This is a genomic window from Xenorhabdus budapestensis (assembly GCF_002632465.1).
Taxonomy (GTDB): Bacteria; Pseudomonadota; Gammaproteobacteria; order Enterobacterales; family Enterobacteriaceae; genus Xenorhabdus; species Xenorhabdus budapestensis.
Genome location: NZ_NIBS01000011.1, coordinates 68632 through 92567, shown reverse-complemented (window position 1 = coordinate 92567; position 23936 = coordinate 68632). Strand labels below are relative to the sequence as shown.

The window sequence follows — 23936 nt, the reverse complement described above, 5'->3', positions numbered from 1 at the left end:
ATTTCCTTATAATGTCGCACCGTAGGTGACGTTCGGTGCAGTACTTTCCTTGAGGCTGGCACTGTCACAGACGGCAACGCCTGCGATATGCCCCACTTTTAATAATAATGGTTGGGTCGGTATGGCGGCGGCATACGCGCAATAATCTGCTCCCACGCTACCTACCCGCATCAATAACTGGTTTTTCGCGATCACTTCAAAACGGTAACGACGGCAGGTGCGCCCGTACTGGCGGATGATATTCATCAGCAAATCAGGGTTGGCCGCTATCTGGCTGTCACTGAGGCGCAGGATAATCACATCCCAGTCAATGTCCGGCTGGCGTTCCAGTAATTCCACATAGCCCACGCCGAGGCGTTCAAAGATGGCAATAAATCCCGCGATGCTGCCGGCATCTTTGGCGTTGATAAACGCGTACTTCACGCGCTTTCGGAACAAGGGTAGCGGGTCGCCGTTAAAACGCTGGATATCCCGCTGATAGGCCAGTACGGATAACAGCGATTCGGTACAGGTTTCCGCATCCAGTTGGGCCAACGGCCATGTCAGCCAGTCATAAACCTGTGACCAGAATGTCCGCGCTGCATTGAGCAGTTTGGCAGGCTCACCTTTATCCATCCATGAGGGCAAGGTCAGTCGTTGAAGACGTTCCCTGAACTCAGACATTTTTCACCTCCACAGAGAGTGTTTTCAGTCTCGGCACACTTAAGTCACTGAGAATATCCCCCAGTGAAAAAGTCAGAGATTCAATCTCGCTGAATTCACGGTGGATTTCCCGCCCTAAGTTGGAAAAGGAAAAGCGCGAGTACGGCCACGTTTTCTTCACGGCATACTGGCTGTTTTCCCGGAATGCGCAGCGGATCAGGTTTTCCACATCCCGTTTCAGGGTCACTATCTGCTCCTGACTGTAGTTCGCCAGACTGACCACAAACAATGTGACCGCTAAGTCATGCTGAGTTTCCGGCATCGGCAGGCATTGCATATCATCGCCATGCCCGTGATGGCCCTGATTGGTGATGTAATCGTTGACCGCCTCAATAAACGGCTGGCTAATCACCCCCGAATCCAGCAACAGATACGCATTGGCGGTTCCCGCGCCACGGGGCGCGTCATGCAGAAAGAAAATCCGGTCAATACTTAAACCTGCAACAGTGGCAATCATGCCGCGGTAAACCGCATCAGTATGATAGTTACCGACCAGGTTATATTGGTTGCGGCAACGATCACGCAAATCATCGTCCGACTCCGCATCCGCACCGGGCGCCAATAACCAGCCTTCTTCATTCTGTACCCGCACAATCCCGGACACCGCCACGGGCAGAATTCGAAAATATCCGGGTGCAAGGTTAAATGCGCCGCCTGCGGCCTCTGCGGTGACGGGCAACAAAGCACTGGGCACACCGTCAGCTATCACCGTACTTTCCGTGGTGCTGACCCGGTAGATTTCGCCATTAATGCGCTCAGTCTGGATAACCGTTCCGGCAGGCACCGTCACCGCCGAAGCGCCCGCCGCTTTATAAAAACGGATCACCCCCTGTGCAGCAGAAGCAGGTTTGCGTTTCAGGTTCACGCCCCAGGCAAACATATCCAGCCATGCACCCGATGCCGTCGCTAAATACATATTCTTCAGCGTGACGTTGATTAATGCGTCTTTCAGCCACAGTACCGGGCGCGTGACAATGGTGTTAATCAGCCGCCAGAACGGGGACATGCGCGAGGTGTTGGTGATTAATCCCGCCTCATCCACGACCTGAGCGAATGCCTTGCTAATATCGGCTTCCGTCGTCGGCATCCCGCTGTCACGCAGTACCTTTTCATAATCCATCGTTGGTTTAGTGTCCATTTCCCACACTCACATTAATACGACCAAAATCGTAAGTTTCTGCCGTGATCCATAACTTGGTCGGTGATTCTTCATTGATGCTGACAGTGCCCGGAATAATCCGCTCATCATTTTCGATTAGAATCACTATCTGAGTCTGAATATCCGCACGTAATGTCGGACTGCGTTCAGCAATTAAATTTGTTGCCAGACCACTTTCAATAATCGCGTGAACACAATCCTGTCCAATAGAAAACCGATTATTACAGAAATGCGGTTCATTCCCTGAATTGAGCGTAAAATCACGCTCACTAATTAACAAATCAATATATCTAGGCTCATCCATAGGCCACTTGTTCCCATTCCGTAAATTGATCTGGTGTCATGCCATTGGAAACATTGAATGTCACACTTTCAATACGGCGGCTGTTATCATTAATAGTCTGTGAATTATTCGCCACTTCACTCATCAGGCCATTTCTATTAATACCCAGTTTTTTTCCACCTGTTAATACTCCTTCACTTTCCAACGGATTAACTGATTGCACAGTCTGAGGCATAATTTGCTGAGATATAGTTTGGGATTGTCCCTGCAACATATTATTGGACTGAGTTATCAACTTTTGAGTATTTTTTCCCACTCCCATATTGGAAGCCGTTGTTTTTTCCATTGGATCATTAACCATTTCCCCAATTACTTTGGCTCCAATAGATCCAATTTCGAAACCCGGAATAAAGCTTAATATATCGCCAAGGCCAGAGAACATATTACCCAGAGAAAAATCTTCAAAAAAATTAGATATTTTTTCTCCTGCGAACTCAAATAGAGAAACCAGAACGATAATAAGCTGAATAATCAAATTTATTGGAGTCATAATAACTTCAATAGCTCCAGCCACAGAATGGCCAAAAGAACGTCCCGCATCAGTGGCACCTTGTAATTCTTCACTGGTGTATTGTATTGGAGCTAACAAATCAGCAAACCAGCCAAACAGAACCTTAACACACTGCCAAACAATACTGATGACAGAACCAATTGCACCAAATAAGGATGCAATCGGAAAAAGTGCACCACTAGCTTCACCAAAGCCCTGAATAAAACCTTGAATAAAAGCCTTAATGGGTTGCCAGAACTTAATAACTACAATAACCAATCCAGCAATAACAGCAATAATTGCCAATACAGGCCAAGTTACGGCAGTAAGGCCAGCCGCTGCCATCCAGGCTGCTACATTGGTGAAAATCAGGGTGGAGCGAAGCCAAGTTAATGCCGTACTCAATACTGTACTGACTGTTGCCAACACACGGAACTTTCCTGTTAGCAAAGATAATATAAATGCTCCCGTATTCCATACGGCAATCAATCCCATCCAAACAAACTTACTGATTCCCATCACTATATTGGCGACAGCACCCACGACGGCAAAGTTCATAATCGCCAACGTGATATATCCAACCCAACGAGCAATATTGGGAAACAATTTCATCCAGCGCACTAATACTTGGCTGGTATCCGCGAGCCAATTAACCAAAGGTTTTATAACCGGCAGCAATGCTGAACCAATTAGAATATGAAGATTCTCCCAGATTGCCTGTAACCGCTCCCACGGATCAGCCATCTGTGCCGCCATTTCACGGGTACGTTCCATTCCATCATTCGCACCCAGCGCAGCCATGTTCTTGTTTAACGCATCAACATCGTTGAAAAGCGCTTTGACCACCACAGCAGAGTCACCAAATGCTGCTTCAATCTCAGCCTGAGCTTTCAGATTACCTTCAATGCTTGTGCCATATTTGGCCTGTAGTTTTTGCAGCATTTCCGGCATGGAAAGCATCTGGCCGGAAGCATTAACAAAGCTCAGTCCTAGACTTTTCGCGCCACCCGTTGCAACCGATAAAAACGCCTCATAAGCGTGGCTGGCATCGCCTCCCAACGTGCTCTGTAACTGCCCCAATACAGCCAACTGTTCATCTATCCCCACACCAAAATCTGTTCCTGCTTTACGGGTATTTTCCAGTAGCAGTGTCATTTCAGGCATACTGGTGCCGAATGTCTGTGCCATAAAAACAGCCTTGCCTGACAGCTCTTCAGCAAATTGAAGATGTCCTACGGACTCGGCATGATCGGAGAACAGGTCAAACATTTTCCCCATATAATTCGCCGCATCTGTTGAGCTGGTTTTCAGAGCAACGGCGGTGGTATTGGCAATTTTGGTCATCTGGGGCAATTCCGTTTGCTCCAGCCCTTGTACTGCTTTGTTAATTTCCGTCGCTGATTTCACAAACTCAATGGCTGACTTGCCATATTGTGAGCTAAAGGTTACAGAATCTTTGGCAATTTTTGCCATAACACTGCTATCAATTCCCTGTAATGAGGCTGATTGCAGGGCATCATCCATTTGAATGGCTGGCTCAAGGAAGCTATGCGTTGACCAGAATGAGTCAGCTATTGTTTTCCCACCCGCCGAAATTTTGCCAAATGCCTTTTGTGATTCCTCAGCAACGCCAGAGACTGCATTTTTTATACGATCAAGTGGTTCTGTAACCCTATTGACTAGATTTAATATAAAATCGAGCTGACTCATGGCTCACCTTTTAATGCCAATGCAATTCCATTTGCAGTTGCAATGCGTGTATATTCCCAATATCGATTATCTAACCAAATTGCACGGGCTAAATTTTCCGTATCATCATTTTCATTTGGTAGATAATGACGACGCAAAGTTAAGGCCTGTTCGAATAAGCTATTGTCGATAGCCTTAACCCGTGCATTTAGTTTTTTATTTCAATTTCCAGTTTTGGTGCATATTCGGAATTGATTTTTTCAACCAACTGCATTGCCGCACCCGGAATTTGTAACAGTTCATCAAGAGCAGGTTTAGAAGCAGACTGAACAATACGACGCAAATAAGTAACAATCGGCACAATTTTATTGTCCATTGTCATATCATTAATCATGTTATTATAAGCGACAATATTTGGCTCAAATTTAATTTCATTTCCGCCAACTATTAAAGCAATAATTTTATTTTCTTTGGTCATGATTTAATTCCTTTCTTTTATTTCATCAATTAATAATTTATCGATTATTTTAGTAAACATCGTCCCTGATGCAATGAGCCCCCTAATTACACGAATGTAATAAAGGTTTTCTCATGTTCTTCCATGAATATCTGTGTTTACCCGATCAGATTACGGGTTAATTCTGCTTCGAGATAGGGAATACCATTAATACGCACAAAATCAGGTGAAGTGACAACAAATTTAATTTTATGTGTCATCACGCTGCCGCCTTTAGGGTCAACATCCAGAATATCACTCACGATCAGTTTGCAACCGTAAGCTTCAACTTTCATTTCCTCATTACCTGCTTTGGCGTACCACATCAGATCAACAGGCTGAATACCCCGCCACGAACCCGCAGCACGTGCTTTGGCTGTGACGATATCCAAATACTTAGTGCTGAGTTCAATTTCCCCTTCTGCTGTTACATCACCGGAGATATAACCATCCGGTACGCCCTGTGTTTGGGCGGCGGCTGTATTGTCAGTAACGGACAGACTGACCTTTTCCGCATGAACCAGATCTCCATCCATATTAAAATCGACCGACTGACCGGAAATACGCTGGCTCATTTAATTTCCTCCCAAATCCAGCAACAAACTCGCCGTGATCCCTTTCGGGCATTCGTAAGTGCGAATAGTGATATAAATTTCTACCGTGTTTTTATTGCGCCATGTGATAACAATGTCACCATCCTGAGGTGATTTCACTTCACCCGGAAATGTCACACCGTTAATTTCCGTACTACGGGACATTTCACGCAAAGTACGGGCGAAATACGCCTGATGCGTGGCGATGCTGCCCGGTGTACTATTCAGGCTGCGATTAGCAATTTTAGCGATAGCCTGCAAACGAATACGGCGTGCGACCTTATCCACAACACGCAAATTTTCGATACTCTGGTAATCTCCGCCTTCCACATCCAATGTGCGGCCATCTGACCAATACATGCCATCGTAATCGGGATACCACATTGGCACACTGAAACGTAATTTTTCCAATGCTTGTAATGTTGCTAAATCAATCGGCTTCCCTGCACCATCAAGCGGAAAATCTGTTGTTCCCAGATCCATCAATGGCCCTGTCTGGACTCGTGCCGGGCTGTCTGCCACCGTGACGGCACGATTACACAAACGGCCCGCTAATACCCCCGCTTCATTGCCCCACAGAGACGGCACTAATTGGATCGATGAAACTGCTTCTCCTTTTTGCAGATCAGCCAGACGAGCAACATAATCTGACCAGGTTTCTTTCGGCTGTGTTCCTTCAACAGCCAAAATAGCCCACTGCCAACGCCCAAATTTAGCAATGGTATTTGCCCGCAAAGTCTGCGCAGCCTTGATAATGGCTTTAGTCGCACCGACCGTCAGCACATATCCTTCTACACTGGCAACACGCTGTGCTGCTGTCACCACCTCAACAAAGGCCAGTTCATCTGCCGATTCCGGCAAAACATGGACATACCCAGACCAGTTTTGTCCTGCGTTTGCCATCGCAGCCAGTACATTACGTTTCAGAGCGGTATCTGTTGTTCCCAATACAGAATCAAAATCCGTCTGAGTATTTACAGAGATTGTTTTGCCTGTGTTGGTTTTTCCCGTTCCAACAAAGAGCAATACGCGCTCTATTTCCTTGGTTTCGCCTTGCAGTTGGTTAACTTGGTTAACCTGCACATGTGGCCACATAATTTATTCCTTTATTTATGTTTTATTTGTTCAAGGTTGCAGATGTGTTTTGCAATTCCTTAAATCTGCCCATTAATCATCGTCAGATTTGTCCAACAGGTGTTCCTGATTCGTCCACAATATGAATAACATCATTTTCAGCAAACCAGATTTCAGGGTTTGCCAGCAGCCAACGCTTACCATCAAAGGGGACAATACCGTTTTTATCCTCACGCATAATCACAGGCTCTGACAGTGATAACGACACCACGACAACAGCAGTTTCTTCATTCACTTTGACAGTCATAGTTGGGCATTCCTGTCCCTGATTGCGATCCCTCAATTCATCATTTTGCTCTGTCAGCCAGGCGTTGATTAACAGTGAGATATATCGGGGATCATATTCCCTGTGTGGAAAACTCGCCCACTTAATCACTGCTTTATACTTTTGGATAAACATCTGGTATTGTCCCAACCCTAAATCCCGTTGAGCCTGAATAAAGCGGATTTCTCCCGTTTCACTGGTAAATTCCGTTTTACACGTGAATTCTGGTAGGTTTTCCCGTAAAAATGTTGTTAATTGCTGTAATTTATTCATTTCATGCATACCGCTTTCAGTTTCAATCCTTTCATTCTTTACGGGTAAAAAACTACGGGTAAAAAGCCGCTTTAGCTCATAAGCGGGTAGCAATCCTTCGCCGATGCGTTCCCACACATAACCCCTTCCGTTTGAATCAAATGTATTATTGCGGATCTATTAAAATGCTGCGAAGGGTTTAGTTCTGATAAATTCGGATATGAATCAATAGCCGATTCAAATCGAAATTATCTGCAAATTAAGGTGCTTCTTTATTAATGACCTAATTCTCCATCGCGTAATTGTCCGACAAAGCAGCTACTGATGATTAAACAGCCAAATAAAATAGCAATGAGATGTAAGTATGAAGAAATTGAGGCTATTTGACTGAAGTGATAGGGGTGACTGAATTCACCCCATAGATATGGTTTGATAAAACATGACGTTATATCAAGCAGCAGAGCTGACTTTCAACAAATCTAATGCTGCTTGGCGTTGTTGTGGATTAAGGTTGTTGATCACGGTCTGCAACAACTTATCGCCAGTTTTAGCGCTGGGGCTTAAGGTATGCGAAAAAGTCAGATTCATGACGAATCGATAACCACATTCAATGTCAGAACACAGACAGTAAAGATCGGCAATTTCAGGGTGCTTTCGATTGGTTTTACTGATAGCAGCCTTGGCACCACATTCAGGGCAAATAATCTTTAATACGCGCATCTTATTTATTTCCAAACAATTTATTTTCAGAGATTTTAACTTGTTGCGTATTTTACCCCAAACGGGTGTGGTCTTATTTAATAGAAGTATGTGATATCACTGATACATTAGATGCTCTCCAATTCCAGCCACAACAACGCATCACCGGGACTGACTGAACGCCCCGGCTGGCAACTGATACGCTTTACCCGCCCAGATTGTGGTGCATAAATAACTAGCTCCATCTTCATAGCTTCTACAATGATCAGCGGCTGCCTTTCTGTCACTTCATCACCGGGTTTGACTAATATCTTCCAGATATTTCCATTCATATCCGCATTGACTTGTATTCCACCTTCATTGATATCAGCCCTTTGAGGTTGTTCCTCAATATTCAGAACAGAACTTTCCTCCTCCTGTTGCCAATGTTTTATCTCTGTTTCGAAAGCCACTGCCTGTCGTTGTTTGAAACAGGCAATATCTTCCGCATTTTCTTGCAAAAATCGCAGGTGTTCGGCAAAGTCAAACTGAGTTTCTTCAATACGGATAGCGGTACGTCCTTCTCGAAAATCTTCGCGCAACTGCTCTAGCTCTTGCTCACTGACAGGATAGAAACGTATTTGATCGAAAAAACGCAGCAACCACGGTTTATCTTTAGCAAACTGTTCGTTTTTCAAAAACTTGTTCCAAATAGGCAAAGTTCGTCCCACCAGCTGATAACCGCCTGGGGAATCCATGCCATATACACACATGTACATACCACCAATACCCACGGTTCCTTCTGCGGTAAAGGTTCGTGCCGGATTGTATTTCGAACTTAACAAGCGATGTCTGGGATCGATCGGAACCGCGCACGGTGCCCCTAGGTATACATCTCCCAGACCAAGGATCAGGTAACTGGCATCGAATATAATATGGCGTACGGTTTCTCTATCCGGCAGTCCATTAATACGCTGAATAAAATCAATGTTATTAGGTAACCAAGGCGCACGGGTACGCACAGTATCCTGATAACGACCTACAGCACCAAGCGTTGCGCTGTCTTCAAATGCCATCGGTAAGTGTATAATGCGTGATGGTACTTTCATCGTACTGACATCACCAAGTTGCTTCTCCAAAGACAGCAATAAAGCCACAAGTCTCTGCTGATCAATTTGCCGATTGTCATAACGAATTTGCAGGGAGCGTACACCCGGAGCAATCTCTTTGATCCCCGCCTCTGCTAAATCATGTAGTTTATCCATCAGTAGGTGGATTCGCAGACGTAATGCCAGATCCAGAACATTCTCGCCATATTCAATCAAAATATAGCTGTCACCCGCCTGACGATAAACAACGGCTGGCGTAGAATCAGTGGCAGAAATTGCCGCCAGTACAGCGCCAGACCTTTCCTCTTCAGATACTGATAGCGGTGTGTCTGATACTACTGTTTGATTGGATAACGGGACTGATTTCAGAGTAGTAATGGCACGATTTTGCTTTTCTTCCAGAGTGATAGCTTCCTCAATAGTAATGGAATAGAACCGAATGCGATCCCCCGGTTTTACCTGTCCGACTTTCCACAGTTCAGCTTTGGCTATAGTAACCGGACAAACAAAGCCGCCAAGGCTAGGCCCGTCACGGGTAAGGATCACAGGAAAGTCCCCGGTAAAATTGATAGAACCTATGGCGTACTCACAATCATGAATATTCGAAGGATGTAAACCCGCTTCACCTCCATCAGGACGAGCCCAGACAGGCTTCGGGCCAATCAAGCGCACACCTAAACGATTCGAGTTGTAATGTACCTGCCATTCACTGGATAAAAATTCATCCATGCAGTCCTGTGCAAAAAAATCAGGCGCACCATGCGGCCCATGAAGTACCCCGATATGCCATGTTTCGCCATAGACGGGGATCAACGCGGGGTCAAGTGCTTGTGGGGCGCTTACAGGTGCTGGTGTTGTACAGGCAGGTAATGACGGTTGTGAGATCGGAAGCATATCGGCAATTTTTAAGGTACGCCCAGCATGCCCGCCAAATTGCCCAAGCACAAAGGTGGAGCGGCTTCCAAGGTAGCAAGGCACATTAAAACCATTTCTGACAGCAAGGTAGGTCCGGCAGCCAGATTGTGTTCGACCAAGCGCCAGAACTTGCCCGGTTTTGACATACAGTGGCTGCCAATAAGGCACTGCTTTCCCGTCTAACAGAGCCGGACAGTCTGCTCCGGTCAGTGCAACTAACGCGTCGCAATGAAACCGTAACGTTGGCCCCTCTAACGTAAGCTCCAACCCGGCGGCAGATGCATGATTACCGACAATACGATTAGCCAGTCGGAAAGCAAAGTCATCCATCGGGCCGGATGGTGGTACACCTATATCCCAATACCCCAATCGACCGGGATAATCCTGAATACTGCTCCAGGTTCCTGGTTGCAAAACCTCAATAACATTTGCGTGTGGCACAAAATTATCGAGCATTCGAGTCCAGACCTGCCCTTTTTGGAATGGTTCACTGGCTGTAATCTGACGCAGGTATTCCAGATTGGTGGTAATACCGTGCAATTGGCAACAATCTAATGCCTCTCGCAGTTTGTTCAGTGTCTTATCACGGTTTTCTCCATGAACGATCATTTTGGCAATCATCGGATCATAAAATGCAGAAACTTCACTGCCCGTACTCACACCGCTATCAATGCGTATACCCTCAATATCTACATCATCAGGAAATTTAACTTCCGTCAGTACGCCTGGACTGGGCTGAAAATTCTTCAACGGATTTTCTGCATACAGGCGAACTTCAATCGCAGTACCGACTGGTGCGCGGTTTAGATACTGCCAATTGATTGGCAGATCAGCAGCAACCCGTAACATACATTCCACTAAATCGAGTCCGGTTACACACTCAGTCACAGGATGTTCAACTTGCAGGCGGGTATTGACTTCAAGGAAATAGAACTCATCCTGTTCAACATCGTAAATGTACTCTACCGTACCTGCACTGCGATAATTAACTAACTTGCCCAGTTGTACTGCGGAAGCCAGTAACTTAGTGCGGGTTTGTTCTGACAGGTTAGGAGCTGGTGCTTCCTCCACCACCTTTTGATTGCGACGCTGCAAAGAACAATCACGCTCGCCCAGTGCCACTACGTTGCCTTTGCCGTCACCAAATATCTGTACTTCAATATGACGAGCCTGCCTGATACATCGTTCCAGAAATACGCCAGCATCACTGAAAAACTGTTCCCCAAGATGACGTACACTCTCCCATGCCTGACGCAGTTCATTGGCATCGTCACAGTGGCTAAGGCCAATACCTCCACCACCGGCTGTACTTTTTAACATGACGGGATATCCGATAACCTCAGCCGCACTGAGTGCTTCATCCAGTGAGTTAAGCAGCCCCGTTCCCAGTGTCATCGGTACACCCGCTTCTGCGGCCAATTCACGAGCCCGATGTTTCAGACCAAATTCGGCAATTTGCTGCGATGTCGGGCCAACAAAGACGATACCTGCTTTTTCACACGCTTCTGCAAACAACACACTTTCAGACAGAAATCCATACCCCGGCCAGATGGCTTCTGCACTACTTTGTTGCGCAGCATCAATAATTTTATTGATGCACAAGTAACTCTCACAGGCTTTTTCCCCATTTAGCGGCAATGCAATATCTGCTGCTTTGACATGTTGCGAGTTTTTATCTGCATCTGAATACACCACCACACTAACAATACCAAGGCGTTTCAGAGTGCGGATCGCACGGCAGGCAATTTCACCACGGTTAGCAATCAATACGGTCTTAAACATCTGTCGCCTCCTGACTGATGATCCAATTACGCCAGCCGCCAAATTCAGTGATATCAGTTGCACCATTCAGTGCTGTCGGTTCACAGATAAAACCTTTTACCCATCTGCCATCTGCTAATTCCAGTGAACCGATACCAAGTGGAGGAGGAACTTCAGCAACAAATGCACCAAAATAGGCCAGTGGGATATCCCAAAGCTCAATACTTATCGCAGCACCTTCAGCACTACGCACTAATCCGGGTTTAGCAGGTTGGGTGTTGGCGAGCGCATAAAGCTGATAACAACTGGCTGTCTGAGTGGTTTCAACAAATACGGCCTTACGACTAATTAATTGGTAATTCAATGGCATGCTCCGAAGATGGGCACCAACCACCGCTACACGAATATGCTGCTCCGACTGCGATAATTCTGCTCCATCTCCAACAAATGTTTTTCCTGTTTTTTCAATAGGCAATGCCCCTAGAGGCAATGTAAGGTGCTGTTGCCAACGGAGCCCGAATGATGCAAGTGCACGATCATGCCACGCAGGCGCGAGTAAGGTAATACCTGCTGGCAGCCCATCAGCCCGGAAAGGTGCAGGTAAAGCAAGTGCGGAGAGATCTGCCAGATTGGTAAAATTGGTATAAGTGCCAAATTCTGAGTTATAGCGAATCGGTTCCTGTTTAATTTCTTCAATGGTTCTGATTGTAGGCGTGGTCGGAACGACAAGAGCATCAAACTTAGTCAGCGTCAGTTGGATCTCCCGTGCCAATTTTGCCCGCAGATACTCCGCCTTAAATGCTTCAATAGCACTATAATTCCCACCACTGGCTATAATTTGGTGTACCACAGGGTCCATTTTTTCCGGGAAATTTAGCATTTCACCAACTACAGCCGTGCGTTCAGCAATCCATGCTCCCTGATAGAGTTGTTCAGCCAGTTGTTTGAATGCTGAGAAGTCAATGGAGTGCAGTGTGACGCCGATGGCTTGCAGCTCGTTCAAGGCATCCAGCCATGCGGCTTCGGCAATGGAGTCATTACAAAATGTAGGATTTTCAGGGATGGCAAAGAGGGGATTATCCGGTAATGTTGCAGGGGCAGAAGCCGGGTTAATGCGGGAATAAGCATCATTTTTGTCAAATCCACCTGCAAGACTGGCAATATTGAAAGCATCTTCCACGGTCAAAGCAAAAACAGATAAGGTATCGTTGAGCCGACAAGCAGGTACAACGCCTTTTCCAGAAAGCCAGCCCTTGGTCGGTTTTAAGCCAACAATATTATTGAAACTCGCAGGCACCCGCCCAGAGCCTGCGGTATCTGTTCCAAGTGCAAATGGCACCAATCCTCTGGCGACTACAGATGCAGAGCCAGAGCTGGAACCTCCGCTGACATAACTTGCATTGAAACTGTTTTTTACTGCACCAAAAGGCGAACGGGTTCCGACTAATCCGGTAGCAAATTGATCCAGATTTGTTTTTCCCACGACGATTGCTCCTGCCGCTTTTAATCTGGCAACCGCAGTAGCGTCATCGTCAGCGATATATTTAAAGGCCGGACAAGCAGCAGTGGTCGGCCAATCAGCAACATCAATGTTGTCCTTAACAGCAAACGGAATGCCAAACAAGGGAAATGCGTCAGGATTGCGCTGATAAGCAGGTAGAAGTTGGTCAATCTGAATTTGTAATTGCGCTGGAGTCGCAAGATAGATCCAGGCATTATCATCAGGCAAAAAAGAATCCAGATGCTGTTGCAATAATGCAGAAATGAATGCTGCATTTTGTCGTATCCAGTCTTGCCAATCTCTTAAGGTATAACCTGTTATTGTTGCCATACTGTGAAACTCCAATTGGTATGATTGGAGTTTCACAGCAATACGCATGCCAAATAATATATGTGCTAACATTCAAACGATTAGCTTGAACAAGTGTGTTAGCAAGCAACAATTTGCACAATAATGGTTCATACGTTGAACGATAATGGTGCTTATTTTTAGTTCAGGCTATTAACGATAAAAAATTAGAACATGGCTACTTCAGTTTGCGTTTTTTTGAGCTTTTCTAAGTGTATTCTAAATTAATTCTGTCGATATCATCCAAGACATAGAACCATTTATCATCCCCTTTATTCATAAATCTTTTCATTCATCAGTATTAGTTTTTCTCATTGTATCTATCTGATAGAAAGGGCTATAGTCCGCACAACTCAAAACTCTTGAGCAAATTATCTACTGCTTAAATCACCAAGATATATTCCAGTCCTTGGCATATATCTTTACTGCCATTCGGCAAGATCTTGATGAGAAGCAGCGCATATCTGGCTGATTTTTTATGTGGAGACGACAGTAGTGAAACTGCTGCGCAAAAATAACAGTGCATTTGTACCTGTCGCGGGCTTGACTGTATTTGCGATTGCTTCTGGTTACTTGATGAGCTTAATCCCATTATCAATGGCAGGTTTCAGCATTGATACGGGCTATGCTAGCTGGTTAGCCAGTGCTTATTACGTAGGTTTATTAATAGGCTCAATAATGATTGAACCTGTTATTGCCAAAATAGGACACCGTTTTTCATTTGTAAGTTTTTTATTGCTTTTAGCTGCAACGGTTATGGTATTACCTTTTTTTCCCAATAAAGAGATCTGGCTGCTTGTTCGTTGTATAGCGGGAATTGCCGTTGCCGGTATTTTTGTGGTGGTTGAATCTTGGTTATTGATTGGCGATAGCCCCAAAGAGCGCGCCAGGCGTCTGGGTCTTTATATGACATCACTCTATGGTGGTACAACACTCGGTCAGCTGGGCATCGGTTTTATTGGTACGCAGGGAATAATACCTTTTGCAGCTATTCTGGCTCTGCTATTGATTGCCACTCTGCCCCCGTTATTTGTACGTCATGGACAGCCACCGATACTTAATCACCAACGCTTATCGCTGAAAAAAATCACCCGGTTCAGTAAGCCTGCAATTGTCGGCTGTATGACATCTGGGATTGTGATGGGAACTATCTACGGTCTGATGCCGCTATCATTAAGCCAAAGTAAATTTAATACTGAACAGGTTGGGATATTAATGGCAGCAATTATTCTGGGTGGAATGATAATTCAGCCGATCATCAGCAAACTGTCTATCATAATGAGTAAAACACTATTATTAGCAATGGCTTCACTACTCGGCGTATTCGCTATAGGTATGACTTATCTTTCTGAAAGTTACCTTATCATGATCGTGGCACTAGCACTTTTAGGGATGTCTTCTTTTGCCCTCTACCCACTTGCCATCACACTTGCTTGTGACAAACTTGATTCATCCTATATTGTCGCAGCAACCCAAGTTATGCTGTTAAGTTATAGCATCGGCTCTGCGATCGGCCCATTAGGAGCAGGAAGTTTTATGTTCCAACACAATGCAATTCAACACAGTGGAACTATGCAAAACAATGGATTAATGAACTTCTTCTTCCTTGTTTTACTGACCACTGCGGTTTATATGCTGCTGGCAGGTCTTTGCCGCAAAAACCGTGTATTAGCAAGTTAAATTAATGTAGAAGTATTTAATGCAGATACAAAAAGCCACCGAAGACGATTTCGCGACACTTATCCAGATTTGGGAAGCCTCTGTACGGGCGACTCATAATTTTCTGCCTCAGGGTATGATCGACGAATTACGTCCATCAATCCAAAACAATTACTTACCCAATCTGGTCGTATATAAGGCGGTGAATGAACAACACGTCACTGTAGGTTTTATCGGTGTTGATCAAAATCGAGTTGAAATGCTATTTGTGTCACCGCAAACACGCGGCAAAGGGATTGGCAAAATGTTGTTAACGTTTGCAATCAGCGAATTACAGATTGATGAACTGGATGTGAACGAACAAAATCAACAAGGTATCGGCTTCTACCAGCATATGGGGTTTAAAACTGTTTCCCGCTCAGAGATTGATGGGCAAGGAAATCCATTCCCGTTGCTACATATGAAACTTGCTTAACACCTGTACCCTGTTCTTTAAGTTGTGTCTTTTCTGACACTATTTCCCCCAATTACATAATTCCCCAATTACATAGTTTCTATGTTTCTGGGGATTTCTCCCCTTGTCATTGCTCTGCATCTTGAAATCCCAAGAGTATATATTCTCATAAAAAAGTTTCTTCCAAATAAACTATTACTTGAAATGATATTTAATAGGTATTTCACAGGTAATCGTTTATCAAAATAGATTTGATTATGAATATAACACTATATATCACCAGCAAATAAGGAAAAAATAAAAATATAATGTTGTAGCTAACGAATTAACTTATTCAATATTCATTAAACAAAAAACAAAACAAGGCAATACTGACAAAATAGAAAGATTAAAATTCACATAAAAACCAAAATAGTAAAGTTAAATTAATCTGTTTTTAATACATTTTGATATATCCAATAGAAAAATGGTAAAATAAGGCGCTGTCTATTATTTTGGATTTTACAATCAATGAAATGTCTACAACAATCTAAAACTACAACATATTCAGGCGTGAAGCTGTTTACTGATCTTATCGGAAAGCGTGTCTCTCCCGGAGTATATTGGGACTCATCCAGTTATCGCGCAAAGTTCGCTTTACGTAGCATTTTTACACCTATCTCCACACTTAAACTACTGGACAGAATTGCTAATACTCCAATTTATCTGGACATTTTAAAGAAACAGCCTAGCTTACCTTGTAAATTACATCGCCCATATCTGAGTATTAATTTCAAGCGTAATCAGATTGTCGGTGCACTCAGTGAGCATTATAGAATTTTATTTCAACAGTTAGCACCCACTGTTATTAATAAAATATTTAATACTAATGCTTATTTACTGGCAACTATCCAGGGGAAAAATGAATCATTTAATGTATATATAGATTCTTTAGACAACCTGAATAAAGAAGGTGAACTTGCTCTATATATGACTACAGAAAAAAATGTCACTTTGGCAAAATGTGCATTCACTTTATTAACTGTTAATGGTAAACAAACATTGTTTATCGGTGTCTTACAAGGCCCAGCCAAAAGGGATAATTCTCTGGATGTTATCCGTAATGCAACTAAAGAGTGTTACGGCCTGTTTCCTAAGCGTTTATTAATCGAATCTATTTGTCGTTTTGCTGAACATGCGAATTGCGAACAAATCTTAGCTGTCAGCAATGAAACACATATCTATCGTAGTATCCGCTACTGGCATAAGAAAAAGCACCTGATGGTAGCGGATTATAATGCTTTTTGGGAGTCTCTGAATGGCATCAGGAAAGAAAATAATGATTTCCATCTGCCATCTAATATCGAAAGAAAATCACTGGATGAAATCCCCAGTAAGAAACGCGCGGAATACCGTCGCCGTTATCAACTACTGGATGATTTAGATAGCCATATCAAAGCTTCTCTCACTAATTAGCCATCATTAGGAAGTCGTTCCTGATGTGATGCTTAGCGGGGCTTCGCCATTAGCCAGATAAGATGGTTTTTTATGGCAGGCCACTCGCTACGAAGAATGCTATATACGCAAGTGTCCCGCATTGAACCATCCCTTGTTCGTAAATGGCAACGCAGAATACCATCCAATTTTGCGCCCAAACGCTCAATTGCCCTGCGACTCTGATGATTCAGGAAGTGGGTTCTGAATTCCACAGCAACACAATCCATTGTTTCAAACGCATACTCCAGTAACAGGAATTTTGCTTCCGTATTAACAGGCGTACGCTGGACTGATTTTGCATACCATGTCGAGCCAATCTCCAGCCTGGGAAGATTGGCATCGATATTCATATAGGTCGTCATTCCAATTGCCACATTCCTTTGGTTATCAATAACGGTAAAAGGCAACATCTTTCCCTGCGCATGGAGAGCTAAACGACGCTCAATTTCTGCTTGTACTCCATCCGGAGCTGGTACATTGGTATACCACAATTGATGTAATTGCCCATCTTCAATGGCACGCGCGAATTCATCATATCGTTCCTGCGTTAAAGGTATTAAAGTGACATACTTTCCGGTCAGAGTGATCCATTCGGTTATGTTTTGCATCATGTTACTGTCCTTATTTATTTCTTATCTGCGACTACCTTTGTATTACTGATCTCTATAGAAAAACTACTTTCCATTCAATGCAGAATAACTAAGAAAATTATCATTATCTTAAATAACCATTAAATTACAACGAAATATTTTTTGTTGATATAACCTTCGTTTTTCAAGTTACTACTTTGTTGATTGTATCTTGAAATCTGTTGGGTATAGCTGATTTCATGATACCTGTCACAATCAATTAACAAAGTGATTCCAATCGGGCTGGAACCCTCTAAATTTGATACCAATCTCATCCGACCACTTAGCTAACAGCTAAGTCATATTGAAAACAATAATACTGTGTGAGTCGCCAAATTATTCGATGGAGAATGTAATGAGCAATTACCCTCATCTGTTTACCCCGCTGGATTTAGGCTTTACTACCTTAAAAAACCGTGTCTTGATGGGCTCCATGCACACAGGACTTGAAGAACATCCTAATGGAGCCAGACGATTGGCCCAATTCTATGCAGAGCGGGCTGCTGCTGGTGTGGCATTGATTGTCACAGGCGGTATCTCCCCCAATCCGCAGGGCGTTGTTGCAGCAGGAGCAAGCATTCTAAATAGTGAAGATGCTTTGCCCCATCATAGGATCATTACAGATTCAGTGCATCAGGCTGGCGGTAAGATTGCCCTGCAAATCTTGCATACCGGGCGTTATAGCTACCAGAAAAACCTCGTTGCTCCTTCAGTCCTTCAGGCACCAATTAACCCCTTTATGCCTAAAGAAATGTCCGAAGAGGATATCCAACAGACTATCAGGGACTTTGCTCGTTGCGCTCAGCTCGCACAACAGGCCGGTTATGATGGCGTTGAAATCATGGGTTCAGAAGGTTATCTCATCAATCAGTTTCTGGTTGCCCGTACTAATCATCGTCAGGACAAATGGGGAGGCAGTTTTGAAAATCGTATGCGTTTTGCCGTGGAAATTGTCAAAGCAGTACACGCTATTGTCGGAAAACAGTTCATTATTATCTATCGCCTTTCCATGCTGGATTTAGTGGAAGATGGCTCCAGTTGGCAAGAAATCGAACAATTAGCGCTGGAGATTGAACAAGCCGGTGCTTCCATCATCAATACTGGTATCGGCTGGCATGAAGCCCGTATTCCAACAATCGCCACAATGGTGCCCAGAGCCGGATTTAGTTGGGTAACCAAAAAGCTGATGGGGAAAGTCAGTATTCCCTTGATCACAACGAATCGCATCAATGATCCCCATGTTGCGGAGCAAATCCTAAGTGAGGGCTGCGCAGATATGATTTCTATGGCTCGCCCTTTCCTGGCAGATGCTGAGTTTATTTTAAAAGCCGAACAGAACCGCGCAGATGAAATCAACACTTGTATTGGCTGCAATCAGGCGTGTCTGGACAGAATATTTGTCGGGAAACTGACTTCATGTCTGGTGAATCCACGCGCCTGCCATGAAACAGAATTTATTGTCGAGCCTGTAAAACAACCAAAAACTATCGCAGTGATTGGTGCCGGACCGGCTGGCTTATCCTTCGCGGTCACTGCCGCCAGTCGTGGGCACCATGTCACGTTATTTGAACGAGAAAATAAAATTGGCGGGCAGTTTAATATTGCTAAACAAATTCCCGGCAAAGAAGAATTCCATGAAACACTGCGCTACTTTGAGCGTCAATTGGCACTGAATGGTGTTGATGTAAGACTGAATCATACCGCAACGACAGACCAGCTTGCTTCGTTTGAAGAAGTGGTCATTGCCACCGGCATCACGCCACGGACACCGAATATTGATGGTATTGATCATGAAAAAGTGCTGACTTATCTGGATGTATTAAAGCATAAACGCGATGTTGGCCCATGTGTCGCCATTATCGGTGCTGGCGGTATTGGCTTTGATACGGCGGAATATCTGAGCCAAAGCGGACAAAGCAGCAGCCTGAGCAGCCACGCATTCAGTCAAGAATGGGGAATCGATCAGACTCTTTCCCATCGTGGTGGATTACAGCCAGAAGGTGCACACATGGAACTCTCACCACGAAAAATCTATCTGTTACAGCGCAAGGACTCCAAAGTTGGGGAAGGTTTGGGTAAAACTACTGGTTGGGTTCACCGGGCTAGCTTGCTGATGCGGGGGGTCACTATGTTGAACAGTGTGCAATACCTGAAAATTGATGATCAAGGGCTGCATATCCTGCGCAATGGTGAGCAACAATGCCTTGAGGTGGATAATGTAATTATCTGTGCAGGTCAAGAACCATTGAAAGAACTTTATCAACCTCTGCAAGCAATGGGTAAAAACGTACATTTGATTGGCGGAGCCGATGTCGCCGCCGAATTGGATGCCCGCAGGGCAATTGATCAGGGAACCCGACTGGCAATTAAGATTTAGTAAAAAATAAAAAGCTAATAGAGGAACGGTGATAACAAACGGGCGGTTCATTATCACCGTTTTATTTCTGCGACTCATTAGCGCCGTGCTAACTGTTCCGATGCTTGTCTTGCATCTTCTGCCTGACACACCGCAGCCGTAAAGAGTACATCTGTTGAGGAATTCAGTCCCGTTTCAGCCGAATCCTGCAATACACCAATAATCAAACCTACTGCCACAACCTGCATAGCAATCTCATTGGAGATACCGAACATGCTACATGCCAACGGGATCAACAATAGTGATCCACCCGCCACACCTGATGCGCCACATGCTGCAATTGCTGAGACTACACTTAACAGTATTGCCATTGGGATATCAACAGCTATGCCCAGGGTATTTACCGCTGCCAGCGTCAATACGGTAATGGTTACAGCAGCACCACCCATATTGATCGTTGCCCCCAAAGGAATTGAGACAGAATAAGTATCCTCATCCAGATTCATACGACGGCACATTGCCATGTTAACCGGAATATTGGCTGCTGAGCTACGGGTAAAGAACGCAGTTACTCCACTTTCACGTAAGCAAGCAAAGACTAAAGGATAAGGGTTACGGCGTATTTTCCAATAGACAATCAATGGGTTAATAACCAGTGCAACAACAATCATACAACCCAGTAGTACAACCAACAATTGTGCATAGCCAAGCAACGCTTCAAATCCTGTTGTGGCAATAGTAGAGGCAACCAGACCGAAAATACCAAGGGGAGCCAGACGAATAACAACACGAACAACCTGAGTCACGGCTTCGGCCAGATCCTGCGCCATTGATTTAGTTGATTCCTTTGCATGGCGTAACGCGATACCCAGACCAATCGACCATGCCAGGATACCAACATAATTACCTTTCAATATCGCGTCAATCGGGTTAGCAACGACGTTGAGCAACACTCCTCTTAGCACTTCAACAATATTTTCTGGTGGTGACATCTGAGCATCATTAGTCGCCAGGATTAGTGTCGATGGAAATAGTATGCTGCCGATAACAGCTACCACTGCTGAGAAGAAAGTTCCGGCAATATAGAGAATCAAAATCGGTCGGATATTGGTTTTCTGGCCTTTTTTATGGTTCGCAATAGAAGACATAACCAGAACCCACACCAGGACTGGTGCGACAGCTTTTAAAGCACCAATAAAGAGTGTTCCCAATAGACTGACTGATTGCGCGGCAGAAGGCATTGCCCATGCCAATAATACCCCTGCAACTAATCCGATAATAATTTGTGTGACGAGGCTTCCTTGTACAATATATTGCACAAAGCCTTTTTGTTGTTTTTCCATAATCTATCCATTTGATATTTAGGCTTAATAAGCCTGTTGTTTTTGTGTTTGCTTTTCCAGTATAGAAAAGTACAGAGAACTAAAAAGAATAATTAATAAAAATATACAATCAGCTCAACAATTGATAACAAAATAGTCACATTTGTGTGATCAAAACGACAGATTCACTGTTTGATCAGACATTGACGAAATAAAAAGAAAAACAAAAAACTAAAGTTTTTATTTTAATTCAAATAGTTAAATGAATAATTAGTTTTTGAGACAATAACTGTGATATGTATTATCTCCAATATTATTGATGGATTAATATCGCGATCAGCCAATAAACGATGGATTTTGTATCTGGAAAAATAGGAAATTCAGGCAGATGGGAGAGTAAATAAGTAAATAGTGCGGTTTTGTGAAAACCTGATAAAACAATTAATCAATTGATATATCTGGATGATTTTATTTCCACCCCCGTATGAATGTTCAATTGATCACCAAAATTTTCTGTTTCACTACTGACGATTTTGTTAGAGTGTCGCTGTCACTTATTAATGCCTTTTGAAAGGAGTTTAAAGGCACTTTATTGATAATCTTAATATAATGATTTGTATTTACTTGCTATCCAATAGAAATACACCATAAATACACCATAAAAGTAAGATGTAATCCTTAACCCGCGTTTTAGGAACATTTGATGGAAATTGTAACAAACCTCATTTATGCACTTTGGCACCAAGATTATGAAACACTCGCTAACCCGTCTTTGGTATGGGCGATCTACCTCCTGCTCTTCATAATCCTGTTTCTGGAAAATGGCGTGTTACCCGCAGCATTTTTGCCAGGTGACAGCTTGCTCATACTGGTTGGCGTCCTGATAGCCCAAGATGCAATGTCGTTTCCCACCACGTTAGTCATCCTTACTGCTGGTGCAAGCCTCGGCTGTTGGGTAGGTTACCTTCAGGGAAGGTGGCTTGGTAATACCAAATTAGTCCGGGGCTGGCTGTCACATCTTCCTTCACATTATCATCAACGCGCACATAACCTGTTCCACCGTCATGGGCTATCAGCCCTGCTAATTGGTCGTTTTCTTGCGTTTGTCAGGACATTGCTGCCTACATTGGCAGGTCTTGCAGGATTGAACAACGCACGTTTTCAGGTATTCAACTGGCTAAGTGGTTTCTTATGGGTAACTATCCTAACAACGCTGGGCTATGCTCTCGGTAAAAGCCCTTTATTCCGCCAGTACGAACAATATTTTATGAATTTTCTGGTGTTATTACCCGTAGCTCTGTTACTTATTGGCTTAATTGGCAGCCTGACGTTTATCTGGCGTAAGAAACGCACAAATAACTCTATTCAATAATTCCAAATTCAATAATTCTAACCTTCACATTTCCCTGTAGCATTGCAGCAAGTAACTTGTTACAGGGACTTTGTTACAGGGGTTTTCTCCAGCTATTCTTGATAATCATTTAGGATTAATCTGCCATATTAGATGACAATTTTTCACCATTCAGACTTTAAACTCCGCATAAAAACGTCTATGGTAGAAATTCATCCACCGTATATATGAGGAGAGTTCTATGCCACAGATGAAAAACTCTGAAGAATTACGTGCTGAATTGCAATCCCTTGCGGATACATTGGAAGAAGTTCTAAACAGCTCCGAGGATAAGTCCAAAGCTGAGTTAGAAAAATTACGTAGCAAAGCAGAAAAAATGGTGAAAGATGCCCGCACAGCCCTTAGTGATGCCAGTGATAAACTGGCAGATCAGACAAAAGAAATAGCAGGCTGTGCAGACAGTTATGTCCGTGACAACCCCTGGACTAGCGTAGGTATCGGTGCCGCCGTGGGTATCGTATTGGGCGTGTTACTGGCAAAACGCTGAAATGACCCAATCATCCCATTCACAAGGCTCAAGGAAAGGGATAGTTAATACCTTACAGCGGGTGGTAACTCTGGTTGTCGGTATGGTTGAGACTCGTATTCAGCTTGCAGCCGTTGAGTTGGAAGAGGGTGCAGCCACACTGGTACAATTCTTGTTGCTGGTAGGGTTCACGCTGCTATTTGCAACCCTTGGCATAATATGTCTGTTGATACTGGTCTTTCTGACTGTCGATCCGGCCTACCAGGCTACAGTCATAGCCATTGCCGCAGGAACTCTGCTGCTTCTCGCCGTGCTTGGCACAATTTGGACTATTAGGAAATCCCGCCAGCTGACTTTTCTTAATGCAACTCGTGAGCAACTCAGGATAGATCGCAAAATGTTGGAGAATGACCATGAATAAATCACAGCGTCAGCAGCGAGAACGGCGAAAGCAGGCATTATTACAAAAAATTCAGCAGCAACGACAATCTCTCTCAGCTTATGGCCAGCACTGGCTTACCATCACCCGCTCTTACGATCATAGCTGGCAGATAATACTGTCTTTCAAACCTTATTTTGCTATTGGTAGCGGTATATTACTGCTCTATGGTATTCGTCATCCCAGAAAACTTTATCGCTGGTCACGCCGCCTGGTTGGTTTTTGGACGTACATTAACACTCTACGCAATATATTGAATGGACGTTAATTATTTCTATTGTTCTTATTC

The 23936-nt window shown here is 44.0% G+C and carries 22 protein-coding genes; 8 read left to right on the top strand and 14 right to left on the bottom strand.

Features of this window, described 5'->3' with window-relative positions; genetic code table 11:
* Positions 1 to 6: 6 nt before the first annotated feature.
* The 12 genes from Xbud_RS11525 to atzF all read right to left on the bottom strand — a co-directional run bounded on the left by Xbud_RS11525 (position 7) and on the right by atzF (position 13417).
* Positions 7 to 663, bottom strand: a complete 657-nt coding sequence (locus tag Xbud_RS11525) for a phage tail protein (RefSeq protein ID WP_099136199.1) — start codon at positions 661 to 663, stop codon at positions 7 to 9.
* The gene (locus Xbud_RS11520) at positions 656 to 1840 is read right to left on the bottom strand and encodes a baseplate J/gp47 family protein (protein ID WP_099136198.1); all 1185 of its coding nucleotides are present in this window, start codon (positions 1838 to 1840) and stop codon (positions 656 to 658) included. Before Xbud_RS11520 ends, Xbud_RS11525 begins: the two co-directional genes overlap by 8 nt.
* Positions 1830 to 2165 (bottom strand): DUF2590 family protein, encoded by a 336-nt coding sequence (locus Xbud_RS11515; protein ID WP_099136197.1) that lies wholly within the window; start codon positions 2163 to 2165, stop codon positions 1830 to 1832. Before Xbud_RS11515 ends, Xbud_RS11520 begins: the two co-directional genes overlap by 11 nt.
* On the bottom strand, positions 2158 to 4404 hold the full coding sequence (locus tag Xbud_RS11510) for a phage tail tape measure protein (RefSeq protein WP_099136196.1): 2247 nt from the start codon (positions 4402 to 4404) through the stop codon (positions 2158 to 2160). The genes Xbud_RS11515 and Xbud_RS11510 overlap by 8 nt, the downstream gene beginning before the upstream one ends.
* Positions 4401 to 4541: a DUF6890 family protein gene (locus Xbud_RS19820; protein WP_169923060.1), complete on the bottom strand. Its 141-nt coding sequence runs from the start codon at positions 4539 to 4541 to the stop codon at positions 4401 to 4403. Before Xbud_RS19820 ends, Xbud_RS11510 begins: the two co-directional genes overlap by 4 nt.
* Before the next feature lie 50 nt (positions 4542 to 4591).
* The gene (locus Xbud_RS11505) at positions 4592 to 4861 is read right to left on the bottom strand and encodes a putative phage tail assembly chaperone (protein WP_099136195.1); all 270 of its coding nucleotides are present in this window, start codon (positions 4859 to 4861) and stop codon (positions 4592 to 4594) included.
* Positions 4862 to 4998: 137 nt separating this feature from the next.
* On the bottom strand, positions 4999 to 5454 hold the full coding sequence (locus Xbud_RS11500; protein ID WP_038266791.1) for a DUF2597 family protein: 456 nt from the start codon (positions 5452 to 5454) through the stop codon (positions 4999 to 5001).
* Complete coding sequence (locus Xbud_RS11495; RefSeq protein ID WP_209028677.1) at positions 5455 to 6570, bottom strand: DUF2586 domain-containing protein; 1116 nt, start codon at positions 6568 to 6570, stop codon at positions 5455 to 5457.
* Positions 6571 to 6649: 79 nt separating this feature from the next.
* A complete protein-coding gene (locus Xbud_RS11490; RefSeq protein WP_244589923.1) occupies positions 6650 to 7261 on the bottom strand; it encodes a phage tail protein in 612 nt (203 codons plus the stop codon).
* Positions 7262 to 7573: 312 nt separating this feature from the next.
* On the bottom strand, positions 7574 to 7843 hold the full coding sequence (locus tag Xbud_RS11485; protein WP_099136193.1) for an Ogr/Delta-like zinc finger protein: 270 nt from the start codon (positions 7841 to 7843) through the stop codon (positions 7574 to 7576).
* Between the two features lie 107 nt (positions 7844 to 7950).
* Positions 7951 to 11607, bottom strand: coding sequence for an urea carboxylase (gene uca, locus Xbud_RS11480; RefSeq protein WP_099136192.1), 3657 nt, complete (start codon positions 11605 to 11607; stop codon positions 7951 to 7953).
* Positions 11600 to 13417, bottom strand: coding sequence for an allophanate hydrolase (gene atzF / locus Xbud_RS11475; RefSeq protein ID WP_099136235.1), 1818 nt, complete (start codon positions 13415 to 13417; stop codon positions 11600 to 11602). Before atzF ends, uca begins: the two co-directional genes overlap by 8 nt.
* Positions 13418 to 13930: 513 nt before the next feature.
* Here atzF and Xbud_RS11470 point away from each other — a divergent pair.
* The 3 genes from Xbud_RS11470 to Xbud_RS11460 all read left to right on the top strand — a co-directional run bounded on the left by Xbud_RS11470 (position 13931) and on the right by Xbud_RS11460 (position 17003).
* Positions 13931 to 15115, top strand: a complete 1185-nt coding sequence (locus Xbud_RS11470) for an MFS transporter (RefSeq protein WP_099136191.1) — start codon at positions 13931 to 13933, stop codon at positions 15113 to 15115.
* A 19-nt stretch (positions 15116 to 15134) separates the two neighbouring features.
* Positions 15135 to 15569: an acetyltransferase gene (locus Xbud_RS11465; RefSeq protein WP_099136190.1), complete on the top strand. Its 435-nt coding sequence runs from the start codon at positions 15135 to 15137 to the stop codon at positions 15567 to 15569.
* A gap of 489 nt (positions 15570 to 16058) precedes the next feature.
* Complete coding sequence (locus Xbud_RS11460) at positions 16059 to 17003, top strand: VirK/YbjX family protein (RefSeq protein ID WP_099136189.1); 945 nt, start codon at positions 16059 to 16061, stop codon at positions 17001 to 17003.
* 32 nt (positions 17004 to 17035) lie between these two features.
* Here the strand turns inward: Xbud_RS11460 and Xbud_RS11455 are convergent, their stop codons facing one another.
* Entirely contained in the window at positions 17036 to 17632 is a 597-nt protein-coding gene (locus Xbud_RS11455; protein ID WP_099136234.1) for a GNAT family N-acetyltransferase, read from the bottom strand.
* 376 nt (positions 17633 to 18008) lie between these two features.
* On the opposite strand from Xbud_RS11455, the gene Xbud_RS11450 reads away from it, so the two are divergent.
* On the top strand, positions 18009 to 20030 hold the full coding sequence (locus Xbud_RS11450) for an oxidoreductase (RefSeq protein ID WP_099136188.1): 2022 nt from the start codon (positions 18009 to 18011) through the stop codon (positions 20028 to 20030).
* Positions 20031 to 20107: 77 nt separating this feature from the next.
* Here the strand turns inward: Xbud_RS11450 and sstT are convergent, their stop codons facing one another.
* Complete coding sequence (gene sstT / locus Xbud_RS11445; RefSeq protein ID WP_099136187.1) at positions 20108 to 21352, bottom strand: serine/threonine transporter SstT; 1245 nt, start codon at positions 21350 to 21352, stop codon at positions 20108 to 20110.
* A gap of 682 nt (positions 21353 to 22034) precedes the next feature.
* Between sstT and Xbud_RS11440 the strand changes: the two genes are divergently transcribed.
* The 4 genes from Xbud_RS11440 to Xbud_RS11425 all read left to right on the top strand — a co-directional run bounded on the left by Xbud_RS11440 (position 22035) and on the right by Xbud_RS11425 (position 23915).
* Entirely contained in the window at positions 22035 to 22703 is a 669-nt protein-coding gene (locus tag Xbud_RS11440) for a DedA family protein (RefSeq protein ID WP_099136186.1), read from the top strand.
* Between the two features lie 220 nt (positions 22704 to 22923).
* The gene (locus Xbud_RS11435; protein ID WP_099136185.1) at positions 22924 to 23229 is read left to right on the top strand and encodes an ElaB/YgaM/YqjD family protein; all 306 of its coding nucleotides are present in this window, start codon (positions 22924 to 22926) and stop codon (positions 23227 to 23229) included.
* A gap of 1 nt (position 23230) precedes the next feature.
* The gene (locus Xbud_RS11430; protein ID WP_099136184.1) at positions 23231 to 23629 is read left to right on the top strand and encodes a phage holin family protein; all 399 of its coding nucleotides are present in this window, start codon (positions 23231 to 23233) and stop codon (positions 23627 to 23629) included.
* Complete coding sequence (locus tag Xbud_RS11425) at positions 23622 to 23915, top strand: YqjK-like family protein (RefSeq protein ID WP_099136183.1); 294 nt, start codon at positions 23622 to 23624, stop codon at positions 23913 to 23915. The genes Xbud_RS11430 and Xbud_RS11425 overlap by 8 nt, the downstream gene beginning before the upstream one ends.
* The last annotated feature ends 21 nt before the right edge of the window (positions 23916 to 23936 follow it).